Source organism: Streptomyces sp. NPDC021224 (assembly GCF_044332905.1).
Taxonomy (GTDB): Bacteria; Actinomycetota; Actinomycetes; order Streptomycetales; family Streptomycetaceae; genus Actinacidiphila.
In genome coordinates this window covers 99,161-109,349 of the sequence record NZ_JBIRPW010000022.1, presented here as the reverse complement: position 1 = coordinate 109,349, position 10,189 = coordinate 99,161, and the positions used below count along the sequence as shown (strand labels likewise).

The following is a 10,189-nucleotide window of genomic DNA, read 5'->3' as shown; positions in this document are numbered from 1 at the left end:
CGGTCTCGTGCCTGTCCTGTTGCCACGTCAACTCCCACTCAACGCGGACGATCCACGCGATCCAGGAACTTGCAACCGCCCTGGCGGCCGACGCGTACGTCCTCGCGTACCGGCTGCCCGCCACCTGACCCGCAAAGCACCGCGTGCCCCCTCCCCCGTGAAGGGAGGGGGCACGCGGAAAGCGGGGAAGGGCTACTTCTTGCCCTGGTTCTTGCTGGCTGAGGCGGCCACCTGCGTCATCCCTGCTCAGGGCATCTGCCGGCCACTATCCTGCCGTCGTCCTTGGTCGCCGTTGGGTACCCGTGAGCACCCTCGCACGGCCCAGCGACGGCCCAGAGTTGATCAGCGCAGGGCCACTACCCAGCCCGTCCGAGCCTCAGCCAACGACAGCCAGCCACGACGGCGGGCCAGCGAACCGATCAGGCGCGCGTATGCCTCGCCTGGCCCCACCGTCCCCCGCCACGCTGTCGGCACCGGCGAACCGAGCAACACCAGCGAGCTACTGCGTGACAGCGGCGCCGGGACCCTGAGCTTGGGAATCACAGGGCCACACCCATCATTTGTACGACGAGGAAGGGTCTGGTGCACGATCGGGTGACGTCAGCCTCGGTGCCCGAACATGCTCCGAGTCGGGCACCCGCTCCGCAAGCAAGATCACCACACGTCACAGTTGACGTGAGTACCTGTCAGCTTGTAGCAGTGTCTGCTAGGCTCATTGCGGTGGAGGGATGCGAGGCTAAAGAAGCCCGCTGCGGCTCATGACCGCTGGCATCCGCAGAAGAGGGAGGTCCGGGTTCGAGTCCCGGCGGGTAGCTTAACTGGGAGAGCGCCCTCTTTTCACTTTTACCAACTTGCTCTCTGTATCGCTGACGTCGTCTCAGCCTCACTCAAATCGAGAGCTTGGTAGTAGCTGTGCAGAAAGCCGGCCAACTTTCTCTTACGTTGTGCTATGTGGACGAGCTGCGGATGCTCGGAGACGAAATCCTCAAGTGCAACGTCGGCCCATGTATCACGTGAAAGAGTATCCTTAAGCGCAAAGTTCATCTCCTGCGATATGCGCTTCGTCACTGCCAATGCTAGAACTAGCTCACCGTGCGAAAGCGTTACAGGGACTCCGAGCGCAATGCGAGCAGCTGGATGCTCACCAGTTAGTTTCATCCACTGCGCCAGCGCATTAGCAGACAAGCTATTGGCTGCGGCAACGAGACCACTCTTGGGTTTTCCGCCTGCGTGGATTACAGCATTACGCATACCACGTATGAGATGGAACTGCTCTATGGAATCGCCGGGAAGTTGATTCCCCACTTTCTGCTCAAACAGCCCATGCATGTTTGACGCTTTGGCGCCTTGGATTTCTGCCGAAGTGATCCGCCTGTCCCTACGTAAGAGACTGAAGCACGTTTTCACATAGTCCTCATGGATTGCGAGGGCGTAGGGTACAGCCATGGCTCCTAGGTGTTGCTCAGCCTGGGAGAGTAGGGAGCGAGCCTTCGCTGTCGTCAGGTTCATGCGTCGAATATGGGGTACTGCCGGGAATATCTCGGGCAGAAGACGGGTACTGCCGTCGGTTAGGCGCAGTGTATTTTCTGCCAGTCGCGAGCCTGCTAGCAGTGCCATCATTGCATCGCTAGCCTTGACTCTTTCCGCGTCGTATGCGCGGTACTCGGGAAAATGTATGATACTCACGCTTTCCCTCTCAGACTGTTAGCCAAAGATAGTCACCCTTACCGATAACGCCATCGAACTCCGGAAGACTCAAGGCCTTGCTGAAGACGGCATACTCGACACCTAGATGCCGAATCTGCGCACTATGTGCAATCTCGAATTGGATGCAGCGGTGGTTTACGTACAGGCTCTCGGTAATCCGACTCTCGGCATCATAAGTGAGAAACCACTTAATGGGACTTACCGAAAGGACTGACGCCAGTTCGGTGTGGTCTTCTGAGCTGAGAGAGTCCATGTAGAGTCGGTCACCCTGAATCAAATACGGAGGATCTACATACGCTAGGACATTCTCGCCCAACGTCTCCAAATCTCGAATGTGCTGCCGTCCGTCCTCTTGAGACAAAGAGACTTTATCTCGATATCGACCAAGGAATTCTATGCGCTCTGCCAGAGCCGTGCGGTTGAATCGGGCGTCGATCTTCCATTTACCTTCCTGCTCGAAACCGCCGATGGGACGAGCGCGGAGGATTCCTGAACGGTTACATCGATTTAGGAAGAAAGTCGCGAACCCTAATTCAAGGTCGTTTTTTCCTAGCGGGCTTGCGTACGTATCTGAGGCCTTACGCCAACTGTCGACCGACACGTCAGCGGTACGAACCATCTCCGCAAAATCGTCAGTCAGGGTGAAGACGCACCGCCAGAAGGCAGCGATCCCTGGATCGGCGTCGTTTAGATGTATGTGCTCTACGGTGCCGTCGGTGAGTAGTTTGAGTGCTGCTCCGGCACCCCCGCAGAATGGCTCCGCATAGTGCGATGGCCGTGGTTCCTGGGAGTCGATAAGGTGTTTGATATATGTAGCGAGCCGCGCTTTCCCCCCAGGGTAGCGGAGGGGACTTATGTATCTCATTTGGGATTGACTCCCAAGTACGCGTCCAGCTTTAGAAGCATCGGTGAATAAACGACACTGAGGGTCGTGACGTCCACAATCATGGGATGTACGTCCCATTGATGCATGAAGCTGTGCAGGTTCTTTACAGACAAGGCTCCATCATTCTGTGACATCCTGCGGGCTTCGTCCAATGTCCTGTCATTATTCTCTGGGTCGATATTACGTAGGGCTACACCGATTCGATCGCGCAACTTATCTTGACGCCGACGCCAACCCTGCTTTTCGGCCGCCTCAGTTACGGCGATATCGATGACCGCTCGAATCATAATGGCCGCAACATTCGGTGACTCGGCGATAACTATCTTCTTCGCCTCATTGAGTACCTTGGCCGTTCGCGGGCTAATGTTTCTCATGACAACATTTTGGAAGACGCGCTTATCCTGCTGTGCCCTAATTGAACCTGAGACTGGTGGGCGAGCAGGAGTCGCTAGCTGATTCTGCGCCGGAGTTGCTGGCAGTGATGTGGCTGTGGTTTTCAGCCCCTGTATGAACCGAGGTTGAGTCAGGCGCTGTGAATTCTGTGGCAGATGGTCTTTGATGGTACCCAAGTACTCGCGCCGCTGATCCTTACTTTTCACCTGTGATACTGAGAGGTGGGTAGCCAGGTCGGCAAACAGGCGAGCTATCGAATTGTGCATGACTTCCGGCTCGTACTCAGCTAGTATCCCGTCATCCTGGAAGTCTATCCCTAGGGAATTCCTGACCTTGGGATCGGCGAGCATTCGAGCGAGCGTAGTGAGTCGCATCGAGCGAACAGATTCAATATCCTGCAAAAGCTTTTCGTCTTCGCCGTACCACTCTGAGACTTGCTGCATGAAACGCAGCGCTTTTTCTGTAGGGTTCTTTTTCTCGGCGAATCGCGTCTTCTGCTCAGTCGTCCAGGGCTGGATTCCAACGCCTTCGTTTTCACCGGTATGCCTTAGCGTAATCCAGTGCCGCGCTGCTTCTCGATTTTCCGCGACCACACAGCGAACGTTTCTCGGGAAGGAGTGGCGACGTGCGGCAATTGCCAATAATTGCCGAATGCGCGGCTGGTCTACCAATGACGGGTCGGCGAGTGCTTTGAGTGCAGCGACCCTGCGGTTTCCCTCTATTACAACTGGGCGCCCGTCTTCGTATACGACGATAGGGAACTCGGTGGGGTTGATCCCCTTTTGAGCGATGTCTTGAGCCAGCCGCAATAGTTTCTCGGGATCCTTACCAAGCAGAGCTGCGATGGCGTCACGCGCCGTTGGTGTCGGCACAGCATGCCGAGGGTTGTGACCGTCGAGAGTTAAGTCCGCCACCGCGAAGTCCCGCTGCTCCATAGTGGGGATGATCTCATTTGTGGGCTGCTCCGGGGTAGCAGTCTGCAAAAATCACTACAAGGAGGAGAGGGCGAGCCGAGCGGCGGAGCGGGTTTGGCCGGATGGCCTGCCTGGGCTGGGTTCGAGCATGGGCAGGGGGCCGTGCGCTCGTTGGCAACTCAGGCAGATCTGCGGGCCTGACCGCAGTGTGTCCGAGTGGCCCTGGCCTTGCTCGACGCGGGTCCCGGACCGGGTAGGTGGTAAAGCCGCGGAGCCGACCGCCCCAGCCCCGGCCGGCCTCGTCTGAGCCTGGTCATGTGGCTCGCTGCTGGTGCGCGACCGGCGGAGCCGGGGACGGAGCGGGGCGGAGACAGGAGCGGCGTCCCCGGCGGTGAGCCGGGGAGCGCGCGGCGAGCGGTAGCGAGCCGCCTTGAACCCGTAGAGAAGGTTGTTACTCACTTCGGGCTCGCTCGGGTGGGCGTGTGAAAGGGCCCCGGCCGCCTGGAGCTTCATGGCGTCGGGGCCCTTGGGGCATGTCTCGGTCCGGCGTCGCGGTGGACGGTCACTGCCCTTCTGAGGCCAAGGGCTGGACTCGTGCGGGTAAGGCCAGGTCCTCAAGGTGCGACTCGCCGGGGGCGTGCTGCTCGATCGTTGCGGCGATCTTGCGCCAGGCCGTGAAGACGGACATGACTTCGGGCTCGGGGGCGTGGGTGAGGTCTGTCAGGAAGCGGCGTTCCAGGACCGTGTGGTTCAGGGCTCGGCAGATGCGGGCGACCGTCCACAAGCTGTGGGTGCTGGGTGGTTCGCCGGTCGCTGGGGTGGGTGGGGTCATGAGGCGTCTTTCGCTGTGGTGAGGTGGGCGGTCACGGTGTGGCCGTGCTGGTCGCCGTGGGTTTCGACGTGGTGGGCGAGGGTGGTGACCATCGCCAGGCCGCGGCCGTGGGTCTCGTCGGCGTCGGGGTGCTCGACGGTCGGGGCGGTCTTCGTGGCTCCGGAGTCGGTCACCGAGATGGACACCAGGGCCTCGGAGACGGACAGGCTGACGTAGAAGGTTCCGGGCGGCTGGTCAGCGGTTGCGTCGGTGTGCGTGTGGAGAACGGCGTTCGTGCTCAGCTCCGTGACGATCAGTGCCGCGTCATCCGCGCACGGGGATTCGCGCAGGACGTCGCGGGTCCAGCGGCGGGCGCGGCCTACGTCTTCGGGTGAACCTGGGCAACTCAGCCCCCAGATCTGCGGACTACTCATATACTCGTGCATACAAGTTGCTTTCTGCTGGTGGGCGGCCATGGATGGGTGTTGCGAGCTAGACGAGTTTGACGCCGTCGTGGGCGCGGACGGCCGGCGGGGACGCGGTGTCGAGGGCGTCCAGGACGCGGATTGCGTACGCCTCGTCGGCGAGTTCGGAAACCTCGTCGCGGGTTGCCCAGCGCAGGGCGCTGGTCTCGGCCCCGGTGGAGGGGTGGCCGTCGATCGCTTCGCAGCGGAAGACGAGCGAGACGATCAGGCCGGTCATGTTCTTGTAGACGCCGGTCAGGGTCGCCGGGAGAGCGATCTTGATTCCGGTTTCCTCCAGGACTTCGCGCTGGAGGGCGTCGGGGATGGTCTCCCCGGCTTCGAGCACACCGCCGGGTGGCTCCCAGTGGCCGTTGTCCCGGCGGCGGATCAGCAGGGCCCGGCCGGCGTCGTCGACGATGACTCCGGCGACGCTCACCGAGTGCGGGCGCTCGATCGGCACGTACGTGATCCCTTCGACTGGCTAGGCTGCCCACCGTAGCAACAAGGGTCGGCCACTCGTCTAGATATCCAAAGGAGTAATCATGCCTGGTTCCTTTTCCGGCGTGCTCGGGGCGCTGGACCCGACCAGTGACCGAGCGGTGTTCCGCCAGATCGCCGACCAGTTGCGCGAGGCCATCGACAAGGGCCGCTTCGCCGAGGGCGACAAGCTGCCCAGCGAGACGGAGCTGGTCGACCACTACGGCGTCTCGCGGATGACCGTCCGCAACTCGCTGTCCGTCCTCCAGGGTGAGGGCCTGGTGGTCTCCGAGCACGGCAAGGGTGTCTTCGTACGACCCCGGCCGCCCGTGCGCCGTCTGGCCTCCGACCGGTTCGCGCGTCGGCACCGGGAGCAGGGGAAGTCCGCCTTCATCGTGGAGGCTGACGCCGCAGGCAGCCACCCGACCGTCGACAGCCTGGAGATCAAGGAGGAGCGGCCGAGTCAGGACGTCGCCGCCCGCCTCGGCGGCCCCCGCAAAGTGCTGGCACGGCGCCGCCGCTACCTCCTCGACGGGCGCCCGGTGGAGTTCGCCACCTCGTACCTGCCGCTGGACCTCGCCCGGGGAACCCCCATCGCCGAGCCAAACCCCGGCCCCGGCGGCATCTACGCCCGGCTGGAAGACCTCGGGCACCGGCTCGACCACTTCGAGGAAGAGATCCGGGCCCGGATGCCCGCGCCCGGCGAGGTCAAGACCCTGCACCTGGCCGCCGGCGTGCCCGTCATCCACCTCGTCCGCACCGCCTTCGACACCGAGGGACGTGCCGTCGAGGTCTGCGACACGGTGATGGCGGCAGACGCGTACGTTCTCGCGTATCAGCTTCCAGCCACCTGACCTGCACGGACGGGTCGTGATGCGTGCGCTCTCGCGGACTCGTACGCCTTCACCGGCAAACTCGTATAGACGAGTAGCTAGGTTCTGTGGCACAGTGGTACGCGTGCCCGCTCCTTCCGGGGCGTCGAATGGCACTCATATAGACGACTAGCTGTCGCTGGTGAAGGAGAAAGCGTTGCGTTCCATCCGTGTGGAGACCTCGGCGGCCACGATCCTGCTGACCGAGGCGCCCGAGACGAAGATCAAGGACCGGCAGACCGGCGAGGTCGCCACCGACACCGTCAGCGGTGAGCCGCTGATGACGCTCGGGGTCGTGTACATCGAGGACGGGGAGTCCTCGCTCGTGAAGGTGACCGTTCCGCAGAGCGGGGTGAGTGAGGGCCTGGCCCTCGGGGCGCCGGTCGCGCTGCCGGGTCTGGTGGCGCGGCCGTGGGAGAGCATGTTCAACGGGCAGCAGCGGCACGGGATCGCCTTCCGCGCTGCCGCCGTCACCCCGGCCGCCTTCCCCGCGCAGGTGGGGGCCTGAGCCCGATGCCGGACCTGATGACGTTGCTGGAGGTGGGCGGCGCTGTCACCGCTGTGGGCGGTGGCGCTGCCTACCTCCGGGCCGAGCAACCGGCCGCGTACTGGTCCCTGGTCGGGCTTCCCGTCTCGACCGCCCGTCTGCTCAGTTCGTACGCCTCGGTCATGGGCGCCTGCGGGCTGGCCGTCCCGCCGTCGCGGCTGCGGGCCCTGGCCGTACAGGTGACGACTCGCCGGGAGGTGCGGCCGGTGCCTCCGCGGCGCGGGATCGTCCGGCCGACATCGACCGGTCTGCGGTTCCGGCTGCGGCTCGCGCCCGGTCAGGAACCCGCCGACGTCGCGGCCTCCGCGGAACGGCTGCGGCATGCGTGGGGCGTGCACGCCGTGTACGTGTCGGTGGTCAAGCCGGGCGTGGTCGAACTGCGGCTTGTCGGCTTCGACGTACTGCGCAAGGTCCGCATGCCCCGAAAGGTCGCGGGCGGGTTCCTCAAGGTGCCGGTGGCGCTGCGGGAGGATGCGACCGCGTTCGTACGGGACTACCGCACGATCCCCCACCAACTCACCCTCGGCGCCACCCTGTCGGGCAAGTCCATGTACCTGCGGCACCTGGTCACCGGGCTCGCCCCGCAACGGGTCGCGCTGGTGGGGATCGACTGCAAGCGGGGCGTGGAGCTGGCGCCGTTCGCGGCCCGGCTGTCCGCCCTGGCCACCGACCCTCAGCAGGCGGCCGAACTGCTGCCCGTACTCGTACGCGAGATGGAGGACCGCTACGACCTGATCAAAGCCCGGCAGGGCTTCGCGCCCGCGACACCGACCGAGGACATCACGTCCGACGTGTGGGGCCTGCCGGAGGCACAACGGCCCGTGCCGATCGTGCTGTTCGTCGATGAGGTCGCCGAACTCTTCCTCGTCGCCACGAAGAAGGACGAGGAACGGCGCGACGAGATGGTCACCCACCTCATCCGCCTCGCCCAGCTCGGCCGCGCCGCCGGCATCTACCTGGAAGTGTGCGGGCAGCGCTTCGGCGCCGAACTCGGCAAGGGCGCGACCATGCTGCGGGCACAGCTCACCGGACGCGTCTGCCACCGCGTGAACGACGAAGCCTCCGCCAAGATGGCCCTCGGCGACATCGCACCCGAAGCGGTCCTGGCCGCCTGCGCCATCCCGCCCGAACGCCCCGGCCTCGCCGTCGCCGGGGACATCTCCGGCGGCTGGTCCCGCATCCGCACCCCGTACCTCTCCCTCGCCGACGCCGCAGCCGTCTGCGACGCCAGCACCGACCGCGTGCCTGAACTGCCCGCCCTCGCACCCTTCCGGCCCGCTGTTCCGGCTCGTCCGGCCGGTCCGCCGGTGCCCCTGGCCAAGCCGCGGCCCGTCAGCGGCTGACCCTCTCCCCTTTTCTGTGCAGCGCCACGTCCCTACCCCGTCATGCCCGGAAACGGAAAGGAGGTCCCGCGCGTGCGTGCTCGCCTCGCCCGCGTCGACGCGGTACTCGTCCAAGCGCTCATCGCCGCGTCACTGTCCTTCGCCCACCTGCACGACGTCGCCGACGCCGCAGGACAACAGGGATGGAAGGCGTGGGCCTACCCGGTCTCCGTCGACCTGCTGCTCGTCGCGGCATGGCGGCGGCTCCGCTCCGGTACGGGGAAGGCGGCGGCCTGGTGCTGGTTCGTCGTGGCGCTGGTCGCCTCCCTCGGAGCCAACGTCGCCACCGCAGGACTCCTAGACGCCGCGTCCGTACCGGCGTGGCTGCGCCTCCTCGTCGCCGGATGGCCGGCCCTGGCCTTCCTCGGGGGGACGCTCCTCGTCCATGGCGCTGATCCGGTGAACCGGGAGCCCTCCCCCGTCACGGTGACCGCCGAACCGGACCCTGCGCCCGAAGCCGCACCTGTGCCCGGTCAACCCACCGTCCCGGCCGCCCTGCTCGCGCACGCCCGCAAGGTCGCCACCGAGCATCGCACCCGCACCGGCAGCGCCATCGACGCCCCAACTCTCCGCGCTCGCCTCGGCGTTCCGGCACCCCTCGCCGACGTCATCGCCTCCGCCCTGAATGGAGAACTCACAAAGGCGGAGGTGGCGGCAGCGGCGCCGAACGCTTCTCCCGCCGCAAGTACCTCAACTCCGTGAAGCAGCCGGCCGCCACCATGACGACGGGGAAGGGCGCCACCTGACGCCACGTCTCGTTGCCCCACCAGTGGAACGCCGCCATACCGAGAGCGCCGCACACGCCCCAGAAGACAGCCGTCAACAACAGGCGCACTCGCGCGCTCATCCCAGCCCCCCGCCGTCCGAGCATCCAGGCCGCCCCCGGACGTTCTCAGGCACGCCAACTACTTTGCAGCGCCCGACCTCACCAGGCAATCAAGCCCAAGAAAAGGAGAGTTCGCTTTGCCCGCCAACCGCCGCTTCCGCGACCTGACCAGCATCGGGCCCGTCCAGATCGGCACCTCCAACGACACTCGCGGCGCCGAGAAGCACACCACCGCCTGCACCGCTCCTCGCTGCGGCTTCTCCGCCGACTACGACTCCCGCGCCGCGGCCGAGCTGGCCGCACGAACCCACCGCTGCCCGGTCCGCTGAAAGGAAGTCCTCGCTCGTGACCGTCAGCCTGCCCCTGGTCGCCGTCCTCGGGATCATCGCCTGGGCCGCGATCAAGTTCCTCGGCATCCGCCTCTGGGTCGCCGTCGTCATCGCCCTGTTCGGCTTCTACCTCGCCCACACCTTCCTCGCCCCCGCCATCGACGACAGCACCCGCACCGGCGTGGACGTCGTCAACGGCACACACACCTAGACGAGTAGTCGAGAGAGGTCCGTCGTGTTCCTGAACCCCAAGTACCCGCCCGCGCCGACCACTCCGGCTGCGCCCGTCATCACCTCGGCTGCAATCACGCAGCACGCGCACGCACCCGTCTGCACCTGCCAGCAGACCCAGCCCGTTGCCGTCGCCCCGGGCCGCCGGGTCGCGCCCACCCTCGGCGTCACCGCTGGAGCAGTGGCCGCGGTCGTCACGGTCGGCGTCGTCCTGACCGCGCTGCTGGTCGCTGTCACCGTCGCGGCCGTCTCGGTCGCCCTCGTCGCCCTGGTCGCGCGTTCGCTGCTCGCGCCGCCGCGCCAGCGCTGACCGTCACATCGAACTGCCGGGGCGGCACCGATACCGCCAA

At 65.1% G+C, this 10,189-nt stretch carries 12 protein-coding genes; 7 read left to right on the top strand and 5 right to left on the bottom strand.

Annotated features, from left to right (window positions below; translation table 11 throughout):
• Window positions 1–843: 843 nt before the first annotated feature.
• The 5 genes from ACH4PY_RS34160 to ACH4PY_RS34140 form a co-directional block, all read right to left on the bottom strand.
• Window positions 844–1,509 carry a hypothetical protein gene (locus ACH4PY_RS34160; protein WP_398192137.1) on the bottom strand — a complete coding sequence of 222 codons (666 nt, stop codon included), beginning with the start codon at window positions 1,507–1,509 and terminating at the stop codon, window positions 844–846.
• A 187-nt stretch (window positions 1,510–1,696) separates the two neighbouring features.
• Window positions 1,697–2,572, bottom strand: a complete 876-nt coding sequence (locus ACH4PY_RS34155) for a DNA adenine methylase (protein ID WP_398192135.1) — start codon at window positions 2,570–2,572, stop codon at window positions 1,697–1,699.
• On the bottom strand, window positions 2,569–3,921 hold the full coding sequence (locus tag ACH4PY_RS34150) for a ParB/Srx family N-terminal domain-containing protein (protein ID WP_398192133.1): 1,353 nt from the start codon (window positions 3,919–3,921) through the stop codon (window positions 2,569–2,571). Before ACH4PY_RS34150 ends, ACH4PY_RS34155 begins: the two co-directional genes overlap by 4 nt.
• An 807-nt stretch (window positions 3,922–4,728) precedes the next feature.
• Window positions 4,729–5,157, bottom strand: coding sequence for an ATP-binding protein (locus ACH4PY_RS34145; RefSeq protein WP_398192131.1), 429 nt, complete (start codon window positions 5,155–5,157; stop codon window positions 4,729–4,731).
• Window positions 5,158–5,203: 46 nt separating this feature from the next.
• Complete coding sequence (locus ACH4PY_RS34140; protein ID WP_398192149.1) at window positions 5,204–5,611, bottom strand: NUDIX hydrolase; 408 nt, start codon at window positions 5,609–5,611, stop codon at window positions 5,204–5,206.
• Between the two features lie 106 nt (window positions 5,612–5,717).
• Between ACH4PY_RS34140 and ACH4PY_RS34135 the strand changes: the two genes are divergently transcribed.
• The 7 genes from ACH4PY_RS34135 to ACH4PY_RS34105 all read left to right on the top strand — a co-directional run bounded on the left by ACH4PY_RS34135 (window position 5,718) and on the right by ACH4PY_RS34105 (window position 10,149).
• The gene (locus ACH4PY_RS34135; protein ID WP_398192129.1) at window positions 5,718–6,506 is read left to right on the top strand and encodes a GntR family transcriptional regulator; all 789 of its coding nucleotides are present in this window, start codon (window positions 5,718–5,720) and stop codon (window positions 6,504–6,506) included.
• 175 nt (window positions 6,507–6,681) lie between these two features.
• Window positions 6,682–7,032, top strand: coding sequence for a hypothetical protein (locus tag ACH4PY_RS34130; protein WP_398192128.1), 351 nt, complete (start codon window positions 6,682–6,684; stop codon window positions 7,030–7,032).
• 5 nt (window positions 7,033–7,037) lie between these two features.
• A complete protein-coding gene (locus ACH4PY_RS34125; RefSeq protein ID WP_398192126.1) occupies window positions 7,038–8,414 on the top strand; it encodes an FtsK/SpoIIIE domain-containing protein in 1,377 nt (458 codons plus the stop codon).
• Between the two features lie 72 nt (window positions 8,415–8,486).
• Window positions 8,487–9,155: a DUF2637 domain-containing protein gene (locus tag ACH4PY_RS34120; RefSeq protein WP_398192124.1), complete on the top strand. Its 669-nt coding sequence runs from the start codon at window positions 8,487–8,489 to the stop codon at window positions 9,153–9,155.
• A gap of 261 nt (window positions 9,156–9,416) precedes the next feature.
• On the top strand, window positions 9,417–9,608 hold the full coding sequence (locus ACH4PY_RS34115) for a mobile element transfer protein (RefSeq protein WP_398192122.1): 192 nt from the start codon (window positions 9,417–9,419) through the stop codon (window positions 9,606–9,608).
• Window positions 9,609–9,624: 16 nt separating this feature from the next.
• On the top strand, window positions 9,625–9,819 hold the full coding sequence (locus ACH4PY_RS34110; RefSeq protein WP_398192120.1) for a hypothetical protein: 195 nt from the start codon (window positions 9,625–9,627) through the stop codon (window positions 9,817–9,819).
• 24 nt (window positions 9,820–9,843) lie between these two features.
• Complete coding sequence (locus ACH4PY_RS34105; RefSeq protein ID WP_398192119.1) at window positions 9,844–10,149, top strand: hypothetical protein; 306 nt, start codon at window positions 9,844–9,846, stop codon at window positions 10,147–10,149.
• Window positions 10,150–10,189: the final 40 nt, after the last annotated feature.

What these genes read in the sequence shown, in the direction of transcription:
- ACH4PY_RS34145 (WP_398192131.1), bottom strand. Translation starts at nt 5,157, where the DNA reads ATGCACGAGTATATGAGTAGTCCGCAGATCTGGGGGCTGAGTTGCCCA.
- ACH4PY_RS34160 (WP_398192137.1), bottom strand. Translation starts at nt 1,509, where the DNA reads ATGAACCTGACGACAGCGAAGGCTCGCTCCCTACTCTCCCAGGCTGAG.
- ACH4PY_RS34135 (WP_398192129.1), top strand. Translation starts at nt 5,718, where the DNA reads ATGCCTGGTTCCTTTTCCGGCGTGCTCGGGGCGCTGGACCCGACCAGT.
- ACH4PY_RS34125 (WP_398192126.1), top strand. Translation starts at nt 7,038, where the DNA reads ATGCCGGACCTGATGACGTTGCTGGAGGTGGGCGGCGCTGTCACCGCT.
- ACH4PY_RS34150 (WP_398192133.1), bottom strand. Translation starts at nt 3,921, where the DNA reads ATGGAGCAGCGGGACTTCGCGGTGGCGGACTTAACTCTCGACGGTCAC.
- ACH4PY_RS34155 (WP_398192135.1), bottom strand. Translation starts at nt 2,572, where the DNA reads ATGAGATACATAAGTCCCCTCCGCTACCCTGGGGGGAAAGCGCGGCTC.